General features: G+C 72.2%; 19 protein-coding genes, 1 tRNA gene and 1 pseudogene. 12 read left to right on the top strand and 9 right to left on the bottom strand.

Going from position 1 to position 22542, the window contains the following annotated elements; genetic code table 11:
- Nucleotides 1-435 precede the first annotated feature (435 nt).
- The 9 genes from ACIQUC_RS14780 (at nt 436) to ACIQUC_RS14740 (ending at nt 9059) form a co-directional block, all read left to right on the top strand.
- Nucleotides 436-1434, top strand: coding sequence for a CpaF family protein (locus tag ACIQUC_RS14780; protein ID WP_402268350.1), 999 nt, complete (start codon nt 436-438; stop codon nt 1432-1434).
- A gap of 11 nt (nt 1435-1445) precedes the next feature.
- Nucleotides 1446-2312, top strand: a complete 867-nt coding sequence (locus ACIQUC_RS14775) for a type II secretion system F family protein (protein ID WP_402268347.1) — start codon at nt 1446-1448, stop codon at nt 2310-2312.
- An 83-nt stretch (nt 2313-2395) separates the two neighbouring features.
- Nucleotides 2396-2608, top strand: coding sequence for a DUF4244 domain-containing protein (locus ACIQUC_RS14770; RefSeq protein ID WP_402268344.1), 213 nt, complete (start codon nt 2396-2398; stop codon nt 2606-2608).
- Between the two features lie 31 nt (nt 2609-2639).
- A complete protein-coding gene (locus ACIQUC_RS14765; RefSeq protein WP_049973497.1) occupies nt 2640-2945 on the top strand; it encodes a hypothetical protein in 306 nt (101 codons plus the stop codon).
- A 440-nt stretch (nt 2946-3385) separates the two neighbouring features.
- Nucleotides 3386-6181, top strand: coding sequence for a type I DNA topoisomerase (gene topA / locus ACIQUC_RS14760; RefSeq protein ID WP_402268449.1), 2796 nt, complete (start codon nt 3386-3388; stop codon nt 6179-6181).
- The gene (gene tmk / locus ACIQUC_RS14755; RefSeq protein ID WP_402268341.1) at nt 6178-6813 is read left to right on the top strand and encodes a dTMP kinase; all 636 of its coding nucleotides are present in this window, start codon (nt 6178-6180) and stop codon (nt 6811-6813) included. The genes topA and tmk overlap by 4 nt, the downstream gene beginning before the upstream one ends.
- A gap of 25 nt (nt 6814-6838) precedes the next feature.
- Nucleotides 6839-7981, top strand: a complete 1143-nt coding sequence (locus tag ACIQUC_RS14750; RefSeq protein ID WP_402268339.1) for a DNA polymerase III subunit delta' — start codon at nt 6839-6841, stop codon at nt 7979-7981.
- Between the two features lie 304 nt (nt 7982-8285).
- Complete coding sequence (locus tag ACIQUC_RS14745) at nt 8286-8942, top strand: TetR/AcrR family transcriptional regulator (RefSeq protein WP_402268336.1); 657 nt, start codon at nt 8286-8288, stop codon at nt 8940-8942.
- A 44-nt stretch (nt 8943-8986) separates the two neighbouring features.
- Nucleotides 8987-9059: transfer RNA gene (locus tag ACIQUC_RS14740), tRNA-Thr, on the top strand.
- Between the two features lie 58 nt (nt 9060-9117).
- Here the strand turns inward: ACIQUC_RS14740 and ACIQUC_RS14735 are convergent.
- A complete protein-coding gene (locus tag ACIQUC_RS14735) occupies nt 9118-10797 on the bottom strand; it encodes an HAD family acid phosphatase (RefSeq protein ID WP_402268333.1) in 1680 nt (559 codons plus the stop codon).
- Nucleotides 10798-10966: 169 nt separating this feature from the next.
- Here ACIQUC_RS14735 and ACIQUC_RS14730 point away from each other — a divergent pair, with 169 nt between their 5' ends.
- The 3 genes from ACIQUC_RS14730 to ACIQUC_RS14720 all read left to right on the top strand — a co-directional run bounded on the left by ACIQUC_RS14730 (nt 10967) and on the right by ACIQUC_RS14720 (nt 14164).
- The gene (locus ACIQUC_RS14730) at nt 10967-11965 is read left to right on the top strand and encodes a Gfo/Idh/MocA family protein (protein WP_402268330.1); all 999 of its coding nucleotides are present in this window, start codon (nt 10967-10969) and stop codon (nt 11963-11965) included.
- A gap of 61 nt (nt 11966-12026) precedes the next feature.
- On the top strand, nt 12027-13520 hold the full coding sequence (dacB, locus tag ACIQUC_RS14725; protein WP_402268327.1) for a D-alanyl-D-alanine carboxypeptidase/D-alanyl-D-alanine-endopeptidase: 1494 nt from the start codon (nt 12027-12029) through the stop codon (nt 13518-13520).
- A 23-nt stretch (nt 13521-13543) separates the two neighbouring features.
- On the top strand, nt 13544-14164 hold the full coding sequence (locus ACIQUC_RS14720; RefSeq protein ID WP_402268324.1) for an isochorismatase family protein: 621 nt from the start codon (nt 13544-13546) through the stop codon (nt 14162-14164).
- Nucleotides 14165-14253: 89 nt separating this feature from the next.
- Here the strand turns inward: ACIQUC_RS14720 and ACIQUC_RS14715 are convergent, their stop codons facing one another.
- The 8 genes and pseudogenes from ACIQUC_RS14715 to ACIQUC_RS14680 all read right to left on the bottom strand — a co-directional run bounded on the left by ACIQUC_RS14715 (nt 14254) and on the right by ACIQUC_RS14680 (nt 22529).
- Nucleotides 14254-16098: an ABC transporter ATP-binding protein gene (locus ACIQUC_RS14715; protein ID WP_402268321.1), complete on the bottom strand. Its 1845-nt coding sequence runs from the start codon at nt 16096-16098 to the stop codon at nt 14254-14256.
- A gap of 7 nt (nt 16099-16105) precedes the next feature.
- Nucleotides 16106-16321, bottom strand: a complete 216-nt coding sequence (locus ACIQUC_RS14710; protein ID WP_022907338.1) for a hypothetical protein — start codon at nt 16319-16321, stop codon at nt 16106-16108.
- 290 nt (nt 16322-16611) lie between these two features.
- Nucleotides 16612-18024, bottom strand: coding sequence for an MFS transporter (locus ACIQUC_RS14705; protein WP_402268317.1), 1413 nt, complete (start codon nt 18022-18024; stop codon nt 16612-16614).
- 214 nt (nt 18025-18238) lie between these two features.
- Nucleotides 18239-18883, bottom strand: a pseudogene (gene ribA, locus ACIQUC_RS14700) (GTP cyclohydrolase II); the annotation flags it as partial.
- 11 nt (nt 18884-18894) lie between these two features.
- Nucleotides 18895-19947, bottom strand: coding sequence for a bifunctional diaminohydroxyphosphoribosylaminopyrimidine deaminase/5-amino-6-(5-phosphoribosylamino)uracil reductase RibD (gene ribD / locus ACIQUC_RS14695; protein ID WP_022907342.1), 1053 nt, complete (start codon nt 19945-19947; stop codon nt 18895-18897).
- Between the two features lie 90 nt (nt 19948-20037).
- On the bottom strand, nt 20038-20637 hold the full coding sequence (locus tag ACIQUC_RS14690; RefSeq protein WP_402268314.1) for a GNAT family N-acetyltransferase: 600 nt from the start codon (nt 20635-20637) through the stop codon (nt 20038-20040).
- Between the two features lie 2 nt (nt 20638-20639).
- On the bottom strand, nt 20640-21650 hold the full coding sequence (trpS, locus tag ACIQUC_RS14685; RefSeq protein ID WP_402268311.1) for a tryptophan--tRNA ligase: 1011 nt from the start codon (nt 21648-21650) through the stop codon (nt 20640-20642).
- Nucleotides 21651-21686: 36 nt separating this feature from the next.
- Nucleotides 21687-22529 (bottom strand): exodeoxyribonuclease III, encoded by an 843-nt coding sequence (locus ACIQUC_RS14680; RefSeq protein WP_022905914.1) that lies wholly within the window; start codon nt 22527-22529, stop codon nt 21687-21689.
- Nucleotides 22530-22542: the final 13 nt, after the last annotated feature.

Below are 22542 nucleotides of genomic sequence, written 5' to 3'. Positions count from 1 at the left end.
TACAGTAGACCCCGCTGGACTCGTTTCCGGCGGCAACGGTTCGGATTCCCCCCAATCCACCGATGTCCAGGCGGCACCTGTTCCCCCCAACCGGTGCCGCCTCTTCTCGTTTCCGGGCGAGTTCGTTCGCCGGACGCTTCGTCCGCCGGCACGCACTCAACGTCGATCCGCACGGGGACGCCGAAGAGTGGACAGACCTGTCCATGCTCTTGCATCGATCCGATCCGGCTCCGTGGGGCGGCCGCTCCGTCGCACCGGGCAGGCTGGGAGCGATCCCGGGCCGTTCGACGGTCGACGGTCCGTCGGGACGCCGACTGGGGTACGGGTTTGCGTACCGGGGGACAAATCGGTCCGTTGCTCGTCACCCGCGCAATCCTCCACAGCGGGGATGGTGGACGCGGACCCGACGGGTGCTGCTCCCTACTGTCTGGTCGCATGCACCGACACCGTGCCGACACCCCGTTCCTGCCCGGCACCACACGACCGCGTCGACGCCGCGACGTCTTCGCGGCCGAGTTCGAGGAGCTCGCCGCCCTCGTCGACGACGCCGGCGTCACCGACGTCCTCGTCGTCGGCGGTCGCGGGACCTGGGTCGACCGTGGCACCGGACTCGGACGGGCCGGACCGGTCCTGCCCGAGGCGCGCGTCCGGGAACTCGCGACCGAGCTCGTGGCACGCGGCGGACGGCACGTCGACGAGACCACGCCGTGCGTCGACGTCCGCCACGGCGACGGGATCCGGGTGCACGTCGTGCTCGCGCCCGTCTCGGTGACCGGCACCGCGATCTCGATCCGACTGCCCGCAGCCGACCGACCGACCCTCGCGTCGCTCGAGGCGCTCGGGGCCTTCCGACGGATCCCGCGGTCGGTCGTCGAGCGTGCGGTCGACGAGCGCCGCAACGTGCTCGTGACCGGGGCGACGGGGAGCGGCAAGACGACCCTGCTCGCGGCGATGCTCTCGGCCGTCCCGCCCGACGAGCGGATCGTCACCGTCGAGGACGTCGCCGAACTCCGGATCGACCACCCGCACGTCGTCGCGCTCGAGGCCAGACAGGCGAACGCCGAGGGGGCCGGCGCCCTCGGGCTCGACCGGCTCGTCCGCGAGGCACTGCGCATGCGTCCCGACCGGGTCGTCGTCGGGGAGTGCCGGGGTGCCGAGGTCCGCGAGCTCCTCGCCGCCCTGAACACCGGCCACGACGGGGGAGCGGGGACGGTGCACGCCAACGGGATCGCCGACGTCGCGGCACGGCTCGAGGCGCTCGGCACGCTGGCCGGGCTCGGGCCGGAAGCGCTCGCTCGGCAGGCGGTGAGCGCGCTCGACCTGGTGCTCCACGTCGAGCGCCACGGCGGGCAGCGTCGGCTGGCGGCCGTCGGAGCGGTCCGGATCGGTCCGGACGGGAGGCTCGATGTGCGTCCCGCGGACCGGTCACGGTGAGCCGCGGGCCGGTGACGGTCCGCCGGTGGGCCGCCGCGCGGTCGGGCAGCCGCGGCGAGCGAGCCGACGGCGCCGCCGCGGCCAGGACCCTCGACCGCGTCGCCACCCTCGTCGCCGCGGGGGTCCCGCCACCCCGCGCGTGGGCGCTGGTGGGCGGGTTCCCGGACGACGGCGGTCCCGGGTGGGAGGACGTGGCCGCCGTCCTCCGGGTCGCCGAACGGACCGGCGCTCCGTCGGCGGGCACCGTCCGCGCGCTCGCCGCGGCCCTCCGGCGCTCGGCGGCGTCCGACCGTGCCGTCCTCGTCGCCCTCGCCGGGCCGCGCGCGAGCGCCCGGGTCGTGCTGGCGCTGCCCCTGCTCGGCCTCGTCCTCGGATCGACGTGGGGGTCCGGCGCCGTCCGGGTGCTCGTCGCGTCCCCGATCGGGTGGACCTGCCTGCTCCTCGCCGCGGTGCTCGTCGCGCTCGGTCGGACCTGGAGCGCACGCCTGGTCCGCGCCGCTACCCCCGACGGACACCTGCCGGGCGTGCTGCTCGACGCGTGGGCGGTCGCCGTGTCCGGCGGCGGCTCGTGGGCGGAGGGCGGTGCGGCCGTCCGGGCCGCGTTCGTCGACCGACCGTGGCGGGCGTCGGACGGTGACCACCTCCGGGACGTCCTCGCGCTGGCCCAGCGCGCCGGGGTGCCCGCGGCGACGCTCCTCCGCGCCGCGGCCGAGGACGTCCGTGACGACGCCGCAGCCGCGGGGCTCGCCGCGGCCGAGCGTCTCGCGGTCCGGCTCGTCCTGCCGCTCGGCGTGTGCGTCCTGCCCGCCTTCGTCCTCGTCGGGGTCGTACCGGTGGTGGCGGGCGTCCTCTCCTCCACCGTCGTCGACGTGGGGTGATCCTCCACAGATCCGGTGGCCGGCCCGGTGTCGAGCCCCGGACGCAGCGAGGCTGACAGCACGGCAACAGGAAGGACGACCCCATGACCGACACACCGACCACCCAGCACCAGCACCAGCCCCGCGGCAGCCGGCTCCGGCGACGGCTCGACGACGATCGTGGGTCCGCCACGGCCGAGTACGCCGTCGTGATCCTCGCGGCGGTGGCGTTCGCCGGCGTGCTCGTCGCGGTGATGCGCTCCGGCGAGGTCCAGAGCCTCCTCACGGAACTCGTCCGTGGTGCGCTCTCCCTCTGACCGCCGTCGGCCGGACGGGGAACGCGGCTCGGTGAGCGTCGAGTTCGCGGTCGTGCTCCCCGTCGTCGCGCTCGTCCTGACCTCGCTCGTCGCGGCCGTGCTCGTCGTGGACGCCGTCGGTCGTCTCGAGGTCGCTGCGGCCACCGCGGCACGGGCGTACGGCCGCGGTGACGACGACGCCGGCCTGGCGGCGGTCGCGCAGCTCGCGCCCGGAGCCGACGTCACGGTGCACCGCGGCGACGGCGTGGTCTGCGTCCGGGCCGAACGGGGAGCGACGGGCCCGTTCGCAGCCGTCCCGCTCGGTGCCACCGGGTGCGCGGCCGAGGCCGGCCGGTGACCGAGCGCGGGTCCGCGACGGTGCTGGTGGCGGTGGTCGTCGGCGTGACGCTCCTCGTGGTGACCGCAGCGCTCGCCGCGGCGGGTCTCCGCGTCGCCGCCGTCCGCGCCCAGGCCGCCGCGGACGCCTCGGCGCTCGCGGCCGCGGCGGCCGTCGTCGGGCTCGTCCCCGGCGAACCGTGCGGGGTCGCAGCACGCGTCGCAGCGCGGAACGAGGCGACGCTCGACACCTGCGTGACCGCCGCTGCCGCCGCCCGCGTCCGCGTCCTGGTCGGCGGCGGACCGTTCGCCGTGGCCGCAGTCGCCGTCGCCGGTCCGGCGGACGACCAGCCCGAACACTATGTGTATGGTGTGCCTGTCGGCCCCCGGTCATCGGTGCCCCGGTCGACCCGGACGCGCTCGTCGTCCAGGGCCGACGCGCACCATCGATCAAGGAGACACGTGCCAGGCACGAAGAAGCTCGTCATCGTCGAGAGCCCCGCGAAGGCCAAGACGATCGCGCAATACCTCGGTGACGGATACGAGGTCCAGGCGTCCGTCGGACACATCCGGGACCTCGTCGAGCCCAAGAACCTCCCGGCCGAGCTCAAGAAGGGCTCGCTCGGCAAGTTCTCGGTGGACGTCGACAACGGCTTCGAGCCCTACTACGTCGTCTCGGACGCCAAGAAGAAGACGGTCTCCGAGCTGAAGCGTGCCCTCAAGGAAGCCGACGAGCTCTACCTCGCAACTGATGAGGACCGCGAGGGCGAGGCCATCGCGTGGCACCTGCTCCAGGTGCTGAAGCCCAAGGTGCCCGTCAAGCGCATGGTGTTCCACGAGATCACGAAGGAGGCGATCCAGCGCGCGCAGGAAGCCACCCGTGAGCTCGACACCGCCCTCGTCGACGCCCAGGAGACCCGTCGCATCCTCGACCGTCTCTACGGCTACGAGGTCTCGCCCGTGCTCTGGCGCAAGATCGGTCCGGGGCTCTCCGCGGGCCGGGTGCAGTCCGCCGCCACGCGTCTCGTCGTGGACCGCGAACGCGAGCGCCTCGCGTTCGTCTCCGCCAACTACTGGGACCTCAGTGCACGCTTCGAGAAGGAGGGCGACGCCGCCTTCACCGCTCGACTCGCCCGTGTCCAGGGGACCCGTGTCGCCTCCGGTCGTGACTTCGACGACCGCGGTGGGCTGAAGGGCGAGGCCGTCCGCCTCGACGAAGCCGCCGCCGCCGCGCTCACGACCGTCATCGAACGCGCCGGTGACGCCACCGTGCGTAGCGTCGAGTCGAAGCCCTACACCCGCCGTCCTGCCGCGCCGTTCACGACGTCGACCATGCAGCAGGAGGCGGCGCGCAAGCTCCGTCTGTCGCCGCGGCAGACCGCTCGTGCCGCGCAGACGCTGTACGAGAACGGGTACATCACCTACATCCGTACCGACTCGGTCAACCTGTCGAAGCAGGCGCTCGACGCCGCGCGCAAGCAGGCTGCCGACCTCTACGGCGCGGCGACCGTGCCGGACAAGCCGCGCGTCTACGCGAGCAAGAGCAAGAACGCGCAGGAAGCGCACGAGGCGATCCGTCCGGCGGGCGACACCTTCCGGACCCCGTCCCAGCTCGAGGGCACCCTGACCGGTGTCGAGTGGCGTCTCTACGACCTCATCTGGAAGCGCACGATCGCTTCGCAGATGGCGGACGCGAAGGGCTCCACGGCGTCGATCGTCCTCGGCATCTCCTCCACCGAGTCGGTCGAGGGCATCCCGTCGACGGCGAACGGCACCGACGCCGAGTTCACGGCGTCCGGCACCGTCATCACCTTCCGCGGGTTCCTCAACGCCTACGAGGAAGGCAAGGACGAGGACCGCCACGAGTCGTCGGACCGCTCGGGCAACGACGTCGCCCTGCCCGACGTCAAGGAAGGCGAGCACCTCACCGTCGACGACGTCCTCGCGAAGGGGCACGACACCACGCCGCCGCCCCGCTACACCGAGGCGAGCCTCATCAAGACCCTCGAGGACCTCGACATCGGTCGTCCGTCGACGTTCCCGACGATCAGCCCGACGATCATCGACCGCGGCTACGTGTCCCTCCGAGGGACCCAGCTCGTGCCGAACTGGATCGCGTTCAGCGTGGTCCGGCTGCTCGAGGACTACTTCGGTGACCTCGTGCAGTACCAGTTCACGGCCGACATGGAAGCCGACCTCGACCGGATCGCGAACGGCGACGCCGACCGCGTCGACTGGCTCAAGGAGTTCTACTTCGGCGGCGGCGACCACCGCGGCCTCCGGACGGTCATCGACAACCTCGGCGAGATCGACGCCCGCGAGATCAACTCGGTCGAGCTCGCACCGGGACTCACCCTGCGCATCGGTCGGTACGGCCCCTACATCGAGGTGCCGGGCGACGACCCCGAGAAGCCCCGTCGCGTCAACGTGCCCGAGGACCTCGCGCCCGACGAGCTCACCGCCGAGAAGGCACGCGAGCTCGTGGACGCGCCGGTGCTCGGCGACCGCGTGGTCGGCATCAACCCCGAGACCGGCAAGGAGGTCCTCGCGAAGGACGGCCGGTTCGGTCCGTACGTGACCGAGCGCACCCCGGAGCCCGAGGCCGCGGTCGACCCCGCGACCGGCGAGGTCCTCGACGCGCAGGCCGCACCGGCCGCCGCCGAGGCGGAGCCGGCGGCGAAGACCACTGCGAAGGGTGCCGCCGCGAAGAAGGCGCCGGCGAAGAAGACCACGAAGAAGGCCGCCGCCCCGAAGGAGCGCACCGCGTCGCTCTTCAAGTCGATGGACCCGCAGACGGTCGACCTCGAGACCGCGCTCAAGCTGCTCGACCTGCCCCGGGTCGTCGGCAAGGACCCGGAGTCCGGCGACGACATCACCGCGCAGAACGGCCGCTACGGCCCCTACCTCAAGAAGGGCACGGACACCCGGACGCTGCCCTCCGAGGACGCGATCTTCGACGTCGACCTCCCCGGCGCGCTCGAGCTCTTCGCACAGCCGAAGTACGGCGGCCGCCGTGCCGCGAGCGCCGCGCTCAAGGAGTTCGACGCCGACCCGGTGTCCGGCAAGCCGATCAAGATGAAGGACGGCCGGTTCGGTCCCTACGTCACCGACGGCGAGACCAACGCGACGATCCCGCGCGGCGAGGACGTCGAGGCGGTCGACCACGCGCGTGCCGTGCAGCTCATCGCCGACAAGCGCGCCAAGGGCCCGGTCAAGAAGAAGGCGCCGGCGCGGAAGCCGGCGGCCAAGAAGAAGTGACCGGCCGGTTCATCACGCTCGAGGGCGGCGACGGTGCGGGCAAGACGACGCAGGCGGAGCTGCTGACCGACTGGCTCGAGGAGCACGGTCGGACCGTGGTGCGAACGCGCGAGCCCGGCGGGACGGACCTCGGCACCCGGATCCGCGAGATCGTCCTGCACGAGCGGGGTCACGTCGCGCCCCGGGCCGAGGCGCTCCTCTACGCGGCCGACCGGGCGCACCACGTCGAGACGCTCGTGCGTCCCGCGATCGCGCGTGGCGACGTCGTGCTGCAGGACCGCTACATCGACTCGTCGGTGGCGTACCAGGGCGTGGCCCGCGGCCTCGGTGCCGAGCACATCCGCTCGGTGTCCGACTGGGCCGCCGGCGGGCTCGCGCCGGACCGCACGATCCTGCTCGACCTCGACGTCTCGCTCGGACGTGCGCGCGTCGCTGCGGCGCGTGGGGACACCTTCGACCGGCTCGAGTCCGAGGCCGAGGCGTTCCACGAGACGGTCCGCCGGGCCTTCCTCGACATGGCCGCCGCCGAGCCCGAGCGCTTCCTCGTCGTCGACGCCGCGCTGCCCGCGGCGGACGTCCAGCGTGCGATCCGAACAGCGGTCGCCCCGCTGGTCGGGATCGTCGAGGGATGACGGTGGCGACTGGCAGGATGATCCCGTGAGCGTGTGGGACGGCCTCACCGGGCAAGAGGAAGCGGTCGCGTCGCTCCGCAACGCGGCCGAGTCGCCCGACGGCACCGGCGGCATGACGCACTCGTGGCTCATCACCGGGCCACCCGGGTCCGGTCGGTCGAACGTGGCGTCCGCCTTCGCCGCCGCCCTGGTCGGCAACGGCCCGGACGACGACCACACCCTCCAGCAGATCACCGCGAAGACCCATCCCGACGTCTCGGTCCTGACCACGCAGCGGGTCATCATCACCATCGACGAGATCCGGCAGCTGGTGACCTCGTCGCACTACTCGCCCTCGGTCGGGCGGTACCGCGTGGTGATCATCGAGGACGCCGACCGCATGACGGAACGCACCTCGAACCTGCTGCTCAAGGCGCTCGAGGAACCGCCGGAGCGCACCGTGTGGATCCTCTGCGCCCCGAGCGAGGCCGACCTCCTGCCCACCATCCGGTCACGCGTGCGCTCGGTCCGCCTGCGCGTGCCGGGCATCGAGTCCGTCGCCGACCTCATCGTCGCCCGCACCGGTGTCGACCGTGCGCTCGCGATGGACGCCGCTCGCCAGGCGCAGAGCCACATCGGGATGGCGCAGCGTCTCGCCACGAGCGAGGACGCCCGCAACCGTCGGCGTCGGACCCTGACGACGGTGCTCGGCGTCCGGACGGTCGGTGACGCCGTGATGGCTGCCGCCGACCTGCTCGCCGTCGCCGACGAGGACGCCAAGGCGATCACACAGCAGCGCGACTCCGAGGAACGCGACGCCGCACTCCGGTCGCTCGGGATCGAGCCGGGCGGCACGATCCCGCCGGCCCTCCGCTCGCAGCTGCGGCTGCTGGAAGAGGACCAGAAGCGCCGTGCCACACGGAGCCTCCGGGACGGCCTGGACCGCATCCTCGTCGACGTCTCGTCGCTGTACCGAGACCTGCTCCTGCTCGGGCTCGGCGCACCCGCGGAACCGGTGAACCTCGCGATGCGGGAACACCTCGACCACGCACTGCAGTCGGTGACGCCGGCCGCTGCGCTCGAGGTGCTCGACGCGATCGCCCTCGCCCGGCAGCGGATCGCCGCGAACGTGGCGGCGTTGCTGGCGCTCGAGGCGCTGCTCGTCACGATCGCCCGCGCGAGCCGCTGACCCACGCCAGCACCTGACCCGCGCGAGCCGCGCGAGCCGCTGACCCACGCCAGTACCTGACCCGCGCCCACCGCGCCCGCCGCGCGAACCGTGCCAACCGCGCGCGCCGCGTCAGCGGGTCGAGCCGCTGAGCGGCGCCACCCGCGGCCCCGCGCCCGCCGCAGGAACCGCCGACCTGCGGGACCCGGCCACCCACCAGGGGCAGGCCGACGCGTGCAGCCGCACCGCGCCTCCAGTCCGTCTCGAACCGCACCCTGTGACGTTCCCCATCCGTCCGCACCTCCCCGCATGGGACAATCACGGCATGTCCGACGCAGAACCCGGTCTGCGCGAGCGGAAGCGCCGCGCCACCCGACTCGCGATCCAGCAGGCCGCGCTCCGCATCGCGATCGAGGACGGCCTCCCCGCGGTGACCGTCGACGAGATCTCGCGCCGCGCCGACGTCTCGCCGCGGACGTTCTTCAACTACTTCCCGAACAAGGAGGGCGCGCTCCTCGGCGACGATCCGACGCTGCCGGACGACGAGACCCTGGCGGACTTCGTGTCCGGCGGGCCGACGGGAGACCTGCTGGCCGACCTCGGCGCGCTGCTCGTGCACTCGACCCGCGAACTCATCGAGGAGCGCGGGCTGATCGAGGAGCGGCAGCAGGTGCTGCGGGCAGCTCCCGAGCTCTTCAGCAGGCGGATGGAGTCCATGAAGGAGTTCCAGGGGGCGATCGAAGGCGCGATCGCGGCGCGGTTCGCGGCGGCGGCAGGCGAGGCGCCTGGTGCCGCGGTGGACGCCGCGGGCACGCCCCCGGAGCGCCGCCGTCGGGCGCGCCTGGCATCCCTCGTGGCGTTGGCCACGCTCCGTCACGCGTGGTGGGAGTGGTCGGACGCTGGGTCGGAGACGCACCTCGTCGACGAGCTCGAACGGTCCTTCGCCGACCTCGACGCGCTCGTTTCGCGTTCGCTCGTCTGAACCTGTATAGTCGTGTCCCGTGCCGCTCCGGCAACGGAGCGTCCGCCGCCTTAGCTCAGTCGGCAGAGCGATTCACTCGTAATGAATAGGTCGTCGGTTCGATTCCGACAGGCGGCTCCGAGAAGCCCCGGTCAGACACTGTCTGACCGGGGCTTTCGGCATCACTGGGTGCGTGTCACGGCAGGTAGTACGTCGGGTTCGGCAGCTTCACGCTCCGGTCCGCCGACCCACCGAGCAGGTCGCTGTACTGGTCACCGAAGTTCGCCACGACGTCGTACCGGCCGCCCGACCGCGACTCGATGTGCGCACGCGTCTGCGACTTGTACTCGACGGTGGTGCACTTGGCCGCGGCGCAGGTGATGTAGGACGGCTGCTGCGAGGCGCCGACGCCGGTCCACTTCGTGTAGTACGTCTGCGTGCCGCGTTGCGTCGCCTGGAACTGCGGGTATCCGACCTTCTGCAGGTTCTCGATCGTGGCGGTCTTCTGGTCGTCGTTACGCCCGGTGAGCCCGATGATCGTGCAGCCGGAGCGCTGGGCGACGGACACGAGCGAGGTCATCGACGGGGTCGCGGGGAAGCGCTCGTCCTGCACCCACTCGTCCTGCAGTGCGGGGTCGAACACGAAGTGCATGTCGGCGACCTCCATGTCGTAGGTCCACAGCGTCGTGTCGTCGGCGTCGAGCACGATGGCCGGGTTGCGGTGGAGCTTCCGGCCGACGGCGCACTGTGCGGCGACGACGGGGGCCTGCTTCGCCACGATGGAGCGCATCTCGCGGATGTAGGGGGAGTCGGTGCGGTTCGCGAGTCCGGTGCCGGGGTCGCCGTAGTACGTCGCGATGGTCTTCTTGACGGAGTCGATGTTCGGGATGCCCTCACCGCTCTGGGTGGCGCCCGAGGAGCCGTCGGCGGCCATCGTGAAGTGCGTGCGGGGCGTCAGACGCGGCTCTGAGACGCCGGGCAGGTCGGCCGAGGGAAGGTAGTAGGTCGGGTTCGGCAGCTTCACGGAGCGGTCGGCGTACCCGCCCTGCAGGTCGCTCCACTGGTCGCCGATGTTCAGGGCGATGTCGTAGCCGAGGTCCTGCTCGATGTGCTTCCGGGTCAGTGCCTTGTACTCGACGGTGGTGCACTTGGCGGTGGCGCAGGTGATGTACGACGGCTGCTGGGACGCGCCGACCCCGGTCCACTTCGTGAAGAAGCGGTCGTTCGTGAAGGCGGTGTAGCCGACCTTCGAAAGGTTCTGGACGGTGGCGGCCTTCTGGTCGTCGTTCCGACCGGTCAGCCCGAAGATCGTGAAGCCGAGCGCCTGTGCCCGGTTCACGAACCCGACCATCGACGGCGTGGCGGGGAAGCGCTCGTCCTGCACCCACTCGTCCTGACGGGCCGGGTCGAACACGAAGTGCATGTCCGCAACCTCCATGTCGTAGGTCCACAGCGTCGTGTCGTCGGCGTCGAGGACGATCGCGGGCTTCTCGCCGCGTCGGACCGCGGCGTCGTGGATGCGCCGCAGCTGAGCGCTCTGGCGGTCCACGATCGAGCGCATCTCGCGGATGTACGGCGAGTCCGTGCGGTTCGCGATCCCGGTGCCGGGGTCGCCGTAGTAGGAGGCGATGGTCTTCTTGACGGAGTCGATGTTCGGGATGCCCTCGCCGCCCTGGGCCCTGCCGGAGGACCCGTCGGCCGCCATCGTGAACTGCGTGCGCGGCTGCAGTCCGGCGTCGGCCGAGTGCCCTGGTGGTGTCCACCCGTGTCCCGGCGACCCCCAGCCGTGTGCGGCTGCCGGCGTGACGCCGACGAGGGTTGAGGTGAGGACGATCGCCGCGCTCGTGGCGACGGCGGACAGGACGGATCGGCGCATGGCGGAGACCTGATCGCTTTCTGCTGGTGGGGCGGTCGTCGGACGCGACCGCTGCACCCCCGTTCGGGGGTGCAGCAGCACGCTAGCTGGCAATCGGCCGTGCGGTCCATACCAATGTGCTGCAGGTGGACAGCGGTGTGCCGACCGGACGCACTGGTAGACAGGTGGCATGACGGTTCGCTGGGGAGTCATCGGTACGGGCGGCATCGCACGGTCCTTCGTGGGCGACTGCACGGCGGCGGGGGTCGAGTTCGTCGCGGTCGGCAGTCGGACGGCCGCGGGTGCCGAGGCATTCGCGGCCGAGTTCGCGATCCCGCGGGCACACGGTTCCTACGAGGACCTCGTCGCGGACGACGAGGTGGACGCCGTCTACGTCGCGACCCCGCACTCGCGGCACGCGGCGGACGCCCTGCTCGCCATCGAGGCCGGCAAGCACGTCCTCGTCGAGAAGGCCTTCACGATCACGGCGGACGAGGCGAGGCGCGTCGTCGACGCCGCCCGGCGCGCCGACGTCGCCGTGATGGAGGCGATGTGGACGCGCTTCCTCCCGCAGATGGCGATGATCCGCGAGCTGGTCTCCGAGGGGCGGATCGGCCGGGTCCGACTCGTCGAGGCCACCCACCATCAGGCGCTGCCGACCGACCCGGCACACCGCCTGAACGACCCGGAGCTCGGCGGCGGGGCCCTGCTCGACCTCGGCATCTACCCGGTGTCGTTCGCCGTGGACGTCCTCGGTGTCCCGACATCGGTCGTCGCTGCCGGCACCCTCAGCGACCAGGGCGTCGACACCCAGATGGGCCTCGTCCTGACGCACGAGGGCGGTACGCAGTCGATGCTCCACTTCGGTCTCGACCTCGCGAGCCCGAACACGGCGTCGATCATCGGCGAGGACGGTCGCATCGACCTCGACTCGACGTGGTTCACCCCGACGACGTGGCGGCTCCGCGACCGCGACGGCCGTGTGGTCGAGGAGTTCGACGGCCGCGAGGAGCTCGCCGGCTACGCGCACGAGGCGCGCGCGTTCGAGTCCATGGTCGAGTCCGGCACCCACGAAGGCGGCCCGATGGACCCCGAGGAGACCATCGCGATCATGGCCCTCATGGACGAGGCGCGCCGCCAGGTCGGCGTCCGGTACCGGGCCGACGGCGCCCGCGCGAGGGCCCGCTGATCGCCGCGGTCCGAGAAGAGGGCCTGGAGGCTCCTGCCGCAGTTCCGTAGGATCGTTCGCGATGTCCGAGCAGCAGCCCTCACCGCGCGGCGTCGCGGATCGCCTCCGCGCCGCGCGCACCGCCGTCCGCGCCTCGTTCGCACGACGCCCGGTCCCGTGGATCGCGGGCGGCCTCGCGACCGTGCTCGTGCTCGGTTCCGGCGGCGCCGTGGCCGTGGCGGCGGCGACCATGCCGACGCCCGAGACCACGACGGCCGCGACGGCGACACCGTCGACGTCGAGCAGCGCCACGCCGACGACGACCGCACCCACCCCGACACCGACGCCGAGCGGCCGGACGGTGCCGGACGACGCCGCCGGTCCGTCCGCACTCCGGACCTGCACCATCACGTCCGCCGCCTCGGCGAGCGGCCTCGGCGCGTTCGAGGGGTACGTGATGAACGCGAAGACGGGCGAGGTGCTGTTCTCCCGGAACGGTGACAAGGCCGCGCAGACGGGCAGCGTCATGAAGACCCTGACCACGGCGACCGCCCTGGCCGTCCTCGGGGGCGACCACCGCATCCCGACCACCGTGACGAGGGAGTCCGGCGGCGCGATCGCCCTCGTCGGCCACGGCGACGCGACCCTGTCCGCCGGCGGTGCCACGGTCTACCCGGGGGCGCCGACGCTCGCGCAGCTCGCCCAGCAGGTCAAGGCGAAGCTCGGCAGCACCCCGGTCACGACGATCGTCGCGGACGGCACCTACTGGAGCGCCGCCGACGCCTGGGACCCGACGTGGCCCGTCAGCGAACGGACGATCGGGTACCAGCCCGAGGTCACCGCGCTCATGGTCGACGGGGACCGGGCGAACCCCGGGGCCCAGACCTCGCCGCGCTCCACGGACCCCATCGGCCGTGCCGGGGCGCTGTTCAAGACGGCCCTCGCGAACGCCGGGGTCGCCGGTGCCGCGAACGCGCAGGTCGTGCAGCGCGCGACGACCAGCTCGGACACGATCGCCACGGTCTCGTCGCAGCCGGTGTCGACGCTCATCGGTCAGATGATCCCGAACTCGGACAACACGCTGGCCGAGATGCTCGCGCGGATCTCGTCGAAGGAGTCCGGCGCGAACGGGTCCGCCGCGTCGCTGACGTCCGTGTACCAGGCGGCGCTGGGGACGTACGGCGTCGACCCGTCCGGCATCGTCATCAAGGACGGCTCGGGGGAGAGCGCCGCGAACGCCGTGTCGCCGAACTTCGTCGCCCACCTCATGGTGCAGGTGGGGGCCGGCGCGAAGGGACTGGGGACGCTCGCGAACGCCCTGCCCGTGTCGGGGCAGTCGGGCACGCTGGCGAGCCGCTTCACCGGCGCGAACGCCGTCGCCCGCGGCAAGGTGCACGCGAAGACCGGCTGGATCGACAGCGCGAACACGCTCGGCGGCTACATCGACGCCGCCGACGGCACCCGTCTGACCTTCGCGTTCTACGCCATCGGGTCGTCACGGGCGGCGGCGCTGCCGGCGCTCGACGCGGTGACCGCGGCGACGTACTCGTGCGGGAGCCGGCTCACCGGGTCCTGAGCCCGCGGGTGTTGGATGGGCACATGTCCAGGGCACTCCTCGTCGTCGACGTCCAGAACGACTTCACCGAGGGCGGTGCGCTCGGGGTGACCGGCGGGGACGACCTCGCGCGGCGCATCACCGCCTTCCTCGGCCGGCACGCCGACGAGTACGACCTCATCGTGGGGTCCCGTGACTGGCACCACGGCGACGACGACAACGGCGGGCACTTCGCCGGTCCCGAGGGCCCGGACTACGAGACGACCTGGCCGGTGCACTGCGTCGCCGGGACGCCGGGGGCCGAGTACCACCCACGGCTCGACACCACGGTGATCGACGTCCACGTCCTCAAGGGGGAGGGGACGCCGGACTACTCGGCGTTCCAGGCGCGCACCGAGGACGGTGTCGGGTTGCCCGAGGTCCTCGCCGAGCACCGGGTCGTCACCGTCGACGTCGTCGGCATCGCCACCGACCACTGCGTCCGGGCGACGGCGCTCGACGCCCGTGCTGCCGGGTTCGACGTCGCGGTGTACGACGACCTGGTCGTCGGTGTGGACGACGACCGGAGCGCCCGGGCGCTCGACGAGGTCCGGGAGGCCGGCGGGCACGTCGACCACAGCGACATGGACGAGGGGCTCGCGAACCCCGGGGGAGCGGTCCTCTGACCACCGGGACCGACCCGCACGCCGCCTGAGCCGCACGACCCCGGCCTCGGTCGCGGCCGCGGCCGCGGCCCAGGCCGCCGCGGACCGACTCAGACGAGCAGCTGGTGCTTGGCGAGGTCGCGGTAGAGCGGCGTGGACTCGACGAGCTCGGAGTGGGTGCCGACGCCGACGACCCGGCCGTGCTCGAGTACGACGATCACGTCGGAGTCGACGACCGTCGACAGCCGGTGCGCGATGACGAGCAGCGTGCGGTCCTCGGCGACGGCGTCGATCGCGAGGCGCATCTTCTGCTCGTTGACGCCGTCGAGCGACGAGGTCGACTCGTCGAGCAGCAGGATCGGGGGAGCGGCGAGGAGCGCCCGGGCGATCGCGAGTCGCTGCCGCTCGCCGCCGGAGAGCATCACGCCGTCCTCGCCGACCTGGGCGTCGAGGCCGCGGGGGTCGCGGTGCAGCACCTCGCCGAGGTTGACCGCCTCGAGCACCCGGACGCAGTCGTCCTCGGTGGCGTCCGGTGAGCCGAGCAGCAGGTTCGCGCGGATCGTGCCGGCGAGCACGGGCGCGTCCTGCTCGACGTACCCGATCTGTGCACGGAGCTCGGCGCGGTCGAGCCCGCGCACGTCGACGCCGCCGAGTCGGATCACGCCGTCGGTCGGGTCGTAGAACCGCTCGATGAGGGCGAGCGTGGTCGACTTTCCGGCGCCGGACGGCCCGACGAGCGCGACGCGCGACCCGCGCGGCACCCGGAAGGACACGTCGTGGAGCACCACGTCGTCGACGGGGCTGTCGTCGGCGGGGCGATCCGCGCCTCCGGGACCGACGGCGGGTGCGGCGCCGTCGGCGCCCGACGCCTGAGCGGCGCGCGCGTACCGGAACGACACGTGTTCGAAGGCGATCGCGTCGTCGCTCTCGACGGCGGCGGCGACGCGCACCGCCTGGTCGTCCTGCGCCTCGGTCGGCAGGTGCAGGATCTCCTCGATGCGACCGAGGGCGCCGAGTGCCTGCGCGACGGCGACGGCCGCGCCCATGGCCTGCCCGAGCGGCATGATCATCATGAACAGCAGCAGGATGAAGGTGATCAGGGTCGCGATCGTGATCGTGCCCGCGGCGACCTGTGCGCCGCCGACGCCGAGGACGGCGATGAACGCCACCTGCATGACGATGCTCGCGACCGGGACGACGAACGCGGACATCTTCGCGATGTCGAGGCCGCGACGGTAGGCCTCGGTCGCGTGGCCGTCGACCTCGTCGACCTCGCGCTCGGTGGCGCCGGCGGCACGGATGGTCCGGACGGCGCCGATGCCGCGCTCGACCGCCGCGGTGAGGTCGCCGACCTTCTCCTGCGCACGCTTCGACGCGATCCGGATGCGACGGCTCAGGCCACCGACGACGACGATCGCGACGAGCACGATGACCACCGTGATGCCGAGGAGCAGGGGGTCGATGATCGCCATCGCGATGATCGCGCCGAGGAACGTCAGCGCCCCGCCGATCGACTCGATGAGCCCCTGCGTGAGCACGGCGCGCAGCAGGGTCGTGTCGCTGCCGACCCGCGAGACGAGGTCGCCGGTCCGCCGGGTGTCGAACTCCGAGATGGGCAGGTTGAGGATGCGCGCGATGAGCTTGCGGCGGGTGGAGAGCACGACGCCCTCGCCCGCGCGCTGGAGCAGGAAGTGCTGCACGCCGTTGAGGAGCCCGGACACGACCACGAGCACGACCAGGAGCCACACGAGGGTGCTGAGCGTGTTGCCGCGCTGCACGGCGGTGACGACCTGGTTGACCAGGAGCGGCTGCGCGAGCGAGGCACCGGCACCGAGCACGCTCAGCACGATGATCACGACCATCGCGGGCTTGTTCTCGAACAGGTAGCTCAGCAGGCGGCCGAAGGTGGCGCGGGGACCGTCGGACTTCTTGGGTCGCGCGAAGGGGAGGCTCATCGTGTTCCTAGTTTCTGCCGTACTTCTTGTGCACTGCCTGTCGGCTGACGCCGAGCAGCGTCGCGATCTCCTGCCACGAGGCGCCGGCGTTCCGGGCTCGTCGGGCAGCGAGTTCCTCGGTCCGGTCGAGCTCACGGCGGAGCTCGCGCACACTGGCCAGGGCCGAGAACGGGTCGTCCCCGGCGGCGCCGGCGGCGAGGCTCGTGATTGTCGGTCGGTCCACGGACGTCAACCTACATTGACGCGCCGACCGTGTCAATCTGGGTTGACGCGCCGGTCGGTGGCGCGGGTCGATGGCGGGCCGACCCGGAACGACATCACCGACGTCGTGCGACGTCGGTGATGTCGTTCCACAGCGCGCACGAGCGTGCGCGTCCGCAACGTGCGACACCGTCGACGTCGTACGACAGCGACATCGTCGCTCCGAGTCCGCGCCCGCCGGGCCGGAGCACAGACGGACGGGAGGCGCGGTGCCAGCTGGCACCGCGCCTCCCGTCTGCGGAGGTGGTCGCGTCAGGCGCGCGCGTCGACCGGTGCCGCGTCCGGTTCGCCCGCGGCGTCCGCCGCGTCGAGCGCCGCGCTCTTCGTCTCACGCACGAACAGGAGGGCGACGAGCGTCACCACCGCGGCGATCGTGAGGTACAGGCCGACGAGGAAAATGTCCCCGTCCGGCTGCCAGAGTGCCAGGGCGATGGTCGGCGCGAGCGACGCGCCGAGGATCGACGCGACGTTGTAGGCGATCGCCGAGCCGGTGTACCGGACGTTCGTCGGGAAGAGCTCCGGCAGCAGGGCGCCCATCGGACCGAACGTCAGGCCCATCAGCGACAGCCCGACGATGAGGAACGTCACCACCGTGATCGGACCGGTGGACGCGGCGAACCAGAGCTGGAACGTCAGGCCGAACAGCGCGATGCCGATCGTCGTCGGGATGAGGGTGCGGCGACGGCCGAACCGGTCGGCGAGGAAGCCGGCGACCGGCGTGAAGATGCCGAAGAACACCACGCCGATCATGAGCAGGGTGAGGAACTCGCCGCGGGAGTAGCCCAGGCCGATCTTCGGGACGAGCGGCCCGGCCTCGGCGCCCGTGGTGCCGTAGGACAGGGTGAAGGTCGTCATGAAGTAGAAGAGGACGTAGGTCGCGACCATGCCGAAGGTGCCGACGATGACCGCGCGCCACGAGGTGCGGAAGACCCGGCCGAGCGGGATCTTCGCGACCGAACCGGACTCCTGGACGCCCCGGAACACCGTCGACTCGACGAGCTTGAACCGCACGTAGAGGCCCACGATGACGAGGACGGCGGAGAGCAGGAACGGGATCCGCCAGCCCCAGGCCTGGAACTCCGGGTTCGGGGTGCCGTCCGCGCCGGCCGGCATCGCCGCGTTGATCGCGATGAACAGGCCGTTGGCGAGCAGGAAGCCGATCGGCGCGCCGAGCTGCGGCATCGAGCCGAACACGCCGCGCTTGCCCTTCGGGGCGTTCTCGGTCGCGAGCAGTGCCGCGCCCGACCACTCGCCACCGAGGCCGACGCCCTGGGCGAAGCGCATCACGGCGAGCAGGACCGGTGCCCAGATGCCGATCGAGGCGAACGTCGGCAGGCAGCCGATCAGGAAGGTGGCGGTGCCCATCACCAGCAGGGAGGCCACGAGGGTCGCCTTGCGGCCGACGCGGTCACCGAAGTGGCCGAAGATGATCGAGCCGATCGGACGGGCGAAGAACGCGAGGGCGAACGTCACGAACGAGGACAGCTGCGAGGCCGTCGGGTCCTCGTTCGGGAAGAAGAGGGTCGGGAAGACGAGGACCGCGGCGGTGGCGTAGACGTAGAAGTCGTAGAACTCGATGGAGGTGCCGACGAGGCTGGCGATCACGACGCGGGAGCGCGGGTTGCCTGCGGTCTTCGGGGCTGCGGGTGCCGGTGCGGCGGACATGGGGTGAGTGGACTCCGAGGATGACGCTCGTGAGGAGCGCAGCGGTGTTCCGGACGGCGGACACCGGTCGGTTCGCGCAGGGTGGCGCGGACACCGATCGGGTGCGTTCGGTTCGAGGTGGTGGGACCGCTTGTGACGGAAGCCCCCATCGTACGACAGATGTCGTGCACCTGCGAATCCACCCAGGAGCACCCGAGTGCGGGCCGGACGCGCCTCAGGCGAGCGGGCTGCCCGCCTCGAGGTGCGCGGGGAGCTGGTGTCCCATGCGGTCGCGCTTCGTGTCGAGGTAGCCGGCGTTCTGCGCGGAGATGCCCACCACGAGCGGCACGAGTCCTTCCACGGTGATCCCGTGCTCCTCGAGCTGGCGGCGCTTCTCGGGGTTGTTCGACAGGAGCCGGACACTCGTGATGCCGAGGTCGGCGAGGATGCCGGCGGCACCGCCGTACGCCCGGGAGTCGGCGGGGAGGCCGAGCGCGAGGTTGGCGTCGAGCGTGTCGAGGCCGTCCTCCTGCAGGCGGTATGCCTTGAGCTTGTTGATGAGCCCGATGCCGCGCCCCTCCTGCCCGCGCAGGTAGATCACGACGCCACCCTCGGCGGCGATCGTGTCGAGTGCGGCGTCGAGCTGCGGGCCGCACTCGCACTTGAGCGAACCGAACGCCTCGCCCGTCAGGCACTCGGAGTGCACGCGCACGAGCGCGCCGTCGACCGGCTTCGCGCCTGCGGGGTCGGTGGCGATGATGGCGACGTGTTCCGCACTGGTCACGAGATCGCGGTAGGCGCGCATCTCGAACGTCCCGTGCGTTGTGGGCACGTTCGTCGAGACCTCGTACTGGACCGGGCTCCCGGGGGTGGGGGAGGTGAGTGCATCGGTCATGGGGTGCTCCGGTCGTTCTGGGGCCCCGCGATCCCGGGCTCGGCCGTCGCCGGGCGGGATGCGCGGTGGGGTCGGGCTCGGACCAGCAGGTCGGGGCCGAGGCTGGTGGTCGATAGTACGTCCAACCTGCGACGCTCGCCGATGCTTCCCACACCGACGTCGTCGAGGGCGACACGCGGGCCGCCGAGCAGCACGGGCGCGAGGTAGACGAGGTACTCGTCGACGAGGCCCGCCGCGATGAGCGCCGACGCGACGGTCGGACCGCCCTCGACGAACACCGAGTGGACCCCGTGCGCGCGGAGGGCGCCGAGCGAGGCGGCGAGGTCGTGGCCGGGCATCGTCACGAGTGCCCGCGGGTGGCGGCGGACGGCGGCATCCGGGGGGACCGGGCGGTCGCCGAACACGACCGGGACCGGCTGGTCGGCGAGCAGTTCGCCCGCGTCGCCCCGGGCGGTCAGGCTCGGGTCGTCGGCGAGGACGGTGCCGGTGCCGACGAGGATCGCGTCGTGCGCTGCCCGCTGTTCGTGGACGTGCTGGCGTGCGGCGGCCCCGGTGATCCAGCGGCTCGTACCGTCGGCCGCGGCGGCCCGGCCGTCGAGGCTCGACGCCCACTTGACGGTCACCCACGGGCGGCCGAGACGCACCGACAGGAGCCAGCGTTCGAGGAACTCCTCGACCTCGGCCGCGAGGACACCGGACAGGACGTCGACGCCGCCGGCACGGAGGCGGTCGGCGCCGCCGCGCGCTGCCGGACCGGGGTCGTCGACGGCGTACACGACGCGGCCGATCCCGGCCTCGAGCAGCGCGACGGCGCAGGGCCCGGTGCGACCGGTGTGGTTGCAGGGTTCGAGGGTCACGACGGCGGTCGCACCGACGAGGTGTGCCGGGTCGACCCTGGACAGTGCGTCCACCTCGGCGTGCGGGGTGCCGGCGCCCTTGTGCCACCCCTCGGCGAGGACGTCGCCCGCGGGCGAGAGGATGACGGCGCCGACGCGGACGTGGTCGCCGACCGCGGGGCCGAGTGCCGCGAGCTCGAGGGCTCGGCGCATGGCACGCACCTCGGCCGGGGACGCCGAGGAGTGCGCCGCCGGGGATGCCGACGGGTCCGGCGGAGCGGGTGTCGCGGTCACGTTCCGAGACTAGCGGCGATCGGTCGGTGACGCGTCATCACACTGTCCCCCGTCCGGGTCGATGGGCCAGGGGAGGTCGGACGCCGGCGTCCCGTCGGCGCGGCGCAGCCCCTTCCACGCCGCGGTCGGCGCGCCCTGGCGTCCGGGCACGAGCGCGTCGCCGGTGCCCGTGTACGAGAACCCCGCGGCGCGGGCGACGGCAGCCGAGGCGGTGTTGCCGACGTAGCACTCCCAGTAGACGTCCGGGGCGCCCTCGGCGAAGGCCCAGTCGACCACGAGGCCGACCGCGTCGTGCATGAGTCCGGTGCCGCGGGCCGACGGTGCGAGCCAGAAGCCGAGGTCGCGTCGGGCGGTGCGGTACCCGATGATCCCCTCGAGCCAGGTGGACCCGGTCCGGCGGATCGCCCACGTGTACTCCCGGTCGGACGCCCACCCCGGGCCGACGAGCGCGTCGACGAAGGTGGCGGCGTCCCGAGCGGTGTACGGCGTCGGGATCGTCGTCCAGCGCACGATGTCCGGGTCCTGACAGGCCTCGGTGATCGCCGCAGCGTCCGCCCGGGTGGGCACGTCGAGGTGCACCCGGGCGGACGACAGCGTGACGGGGCGCACGGTCAGCGCCGGGTGCGCGGCACGAAGCCGATGCGCTCGTAGACCCGCGCGAGGGTCTCGGACGCGATCGACTCAGCGCGGTCCGCCCCGATCGCGAGCAGTCGGTCGAGTTCGGCCGGGTCGTCGAGCAGCTCGAGCGTGCGGGCGCGCACCGGTTCGAGCTCGGCGACGACGGCGTCGGCGACCTCGCCCTTGAGGTCACCGTAGCCCTTGCCCTGGAACGACGTCTCGAGGTCGGCGACCGCGGTGCCGGTGAACGCCGACAGGATCGACAGCAGGTTCGTGACACCGGGCTTCGCCTGCCGGTCGGCCCGGATCTCGCGCTCGGTGTCGGTGACCGCCGAGCGGATCTTCTTCGCGGTGCGCTTCGGGTCGTCGAGCAGTCGGATGAGGCCGTTGTCGGACGCGGCCGACTTGCTCATCTTGCTCGTCGGGTCCTGCAGGTCGTAGATCCGCGCCGTTTCGGTGAGGATCCGGGCCTCCGGCACGACGAACGTGTCGCCGAACCGCGAGTTGAAGCGCCCCGCGAGGTCACGCGTGAGCTCGACGTGCTGTCGCTGGTCGTCGCCGACCGGCACGATCTTCGTGTCGTAGAGCAGGATGTCCGCCGCCATCAGGATCGGGTACGTGAAGAGGCCGACCGACGCGGCCTCGGCACCCTGCCGGGCGGACTTGTCCTTGAACTGGGTCATCCGGCTCGCCTCACCGAAGCCGGTCAGGGTGTTCAGGACCCAGGCGAGCTCGGCGTGCGCCGGCACGTGCGACTGCACGAACAGCGTCGCCTTCGTCGGGTCGATGCCCGAGGCGATGTACTGCGCGGCCGTCGCCCGCGTGTTCGCGCGGAGCTCGGCCGGGTCTTGCGGCGAGGTGATGGCGTGCATGTCGACGACGCAGTAGATCGCGTCGTGGTCGTCGAGCAGCGTCCGCCACTGCATGAGCGCGCCGATGTAGTTGCCGAGGTGGAGGGAGCCGGCCGAGGGCTGGATGCCCGAGAAGATGCGCGTCTTGGTCATGGTGCTGTCCTGTGCTGGAGCGTGTGGGGGAGCGGGTCAGAGTTCGTAGTCGACGACCACGGGGGCGTGGTCGGACCATCGCTGGTCGTACGCGGCAGCGCGGTCGACCGTGTACTGCGTGACCTTCGCGGCGAGCTCCGGGGTCGCCACCTGGTAGTCGATGCGCCAGCCCGTGTCGTTGTCGAAGGCCTGGCCGCGCCACGACCACCACGTGTACGGGCCCTCGACGTCGCCGGCCTGGGCGCGGCCCACGTCGACCCACCCGAGGCCCGGACCGGTCGAGCCGTCGGCACCCTCGACCTCGGCCCCCTGCTCGCCGAAGAACCGCGAGAAGTAGGCACGCTCACGGGGCAGGAAGCCGGCGCGCTTGACGTTGCCCTTCCAGTTCTTGATGTCCCGCTGGTCGTGCCCGACGTTGAGGTCGCCGACGACGACCGCGAGCGGGTTGTGTGCGCGGAGCTCCGGCAGCCGCTCGGTCATCGCGTCGAGGAACTTCCACTTCTCGTCCTGCTTCGGGGTGTCCACCTCGCCCGAGTGGACGTACGTCGACACGACCGTCACCGTGGTGCCGCCGATCTCGTAGTCCGCCTCGAGCCAGCGCCCGGCCGAGTCGAAGTCGTCGGCGCCGAGCGCGACGCGGTGCACGTGGGCGCTGTGGCGCGAGGCGATCGCGACGCCCGCGCGGCCCTTCGCCGTGGCGGGGTCGTGCACGATGTCCCACTCGTCGCCGAGGAGCCCGGCGAGGTCGTCGCTCGACGCACGGACCTCCTGCAGGGCGAGCACGTCGACGTCGCGGGTGGCGAGCCAGTCGCCCATCCCCTTCCGGAACGCGGCACGGATGCCGTTCACGTTGACGGATGCGAGGCGCAGGCGTGTCATGCACAACACCCTA

The organism is Curtobacterium sp. NPDC098951, assembly GCF_044759965.1.
Taxonomy (GTDB): Bacteria; Actinomycetota; Actinomycetes; order Actinomycetales; family Microbacteriaceae; genus Curtobacterium.
The sequence above is the reverse complement of the archived record's forward strand: the minus strand, read 5'-3'. Positions and strand labels throughout refer to the sequence as shown.

What these genes read in the sequence shown, in the direction of transcription:
- ACIQUC_RS14730 (WP_402268330.1), top strand. Translation starts at nt 10,967, where the DNA reads ATGACGGTTCGCTGGGGAGTCATCGGTACGGGCGGCATCGCACGGTCC.
- ACIQUC_RS14770 (WP_402268344.1), top strand. Translation starts at nt 2,396, where the DNA reads ATGACCGACACACCGACCACCCAGCACCAGCACCAGCCCCGCGGCAGC.
- ACIQUC_RS14745 (WP_402268336.1), top strand. Translation starts at nt 8,286, where the DNA reads ATGTCCGACGCAGAACCCGGTCTGCGCGAGCGGAAGCGCCGCGCCACC.
- ACIQUC_RS14680 (WP_022905914.1), bottom strand. Translation starts at nt 22,529, where the DNA reads ATGACACGCCTGCGCCTCGCATCCGTCAACGTGAACGGCATCCGTGCC.
- ACIQUC_RS14720 (WP_402268324.1), top strand. Translation starts at nt 13,544, where the DNA reads ATGTCCAGGGCACTCCTCGTCGTCGACGTCCAGAACGACTTCACCGAG.
- dacB (WP_402268327.1), top strand. Translation starts at nt 12,027, where the DNA reads ATGTCCGAGCAGCAGCCCTCACCGCGCGGCGTCGCGGATCGCCTCCGC.
- ribD (WP_022907342.1), bottom strand. Translation starts at nt 19,947, where the DNA reads ATGCGCCGAGCCCTCGAGCTCGCGGCACTCGGCCCCGCGGTCGGCGAC.
- ACIQUC_RS14735 (WP_402268333.1), bottom strand. Translation starts at nt 10,797, where the DNA reads ATGCGCCGATCCGTCCTGTCCGCCGTCGCCACGAGCGCGGCGATCGTC.
- ACIQUC_RS14715 (WP_402268321.1), bottom strand. Translation starts at nt 16,098, where the DNA reads ATGAGCCTCCCCTTCGCGCGACCCAAGAAGTCCGACGGTCCCCGCGCC.
- ACIQUC_RS14705 (WP_402268317.1), bottom strand. Translation starts at nt 18,024, where the DNA reads ATGTCCGCCGCACCGGCACCCGCAGCCCCGAAGACCGCAGGCAACCCG.
- ACIQUC_RS14780 (WP_402268350.1), top strand. Translation starts at nt 436, where the DNA reads ATGCACCGACACCGTGCCGACACCCCGTTCCTGCCCGGCACCACACGA.
- trpS (WP_402268311.1), bottom strand. Translation starts at nt 21,650, where the DNA reads ATGACCAAGACGCGCATCTTCTCGGGCATCCAGCCCTCGGCCGGCTCC.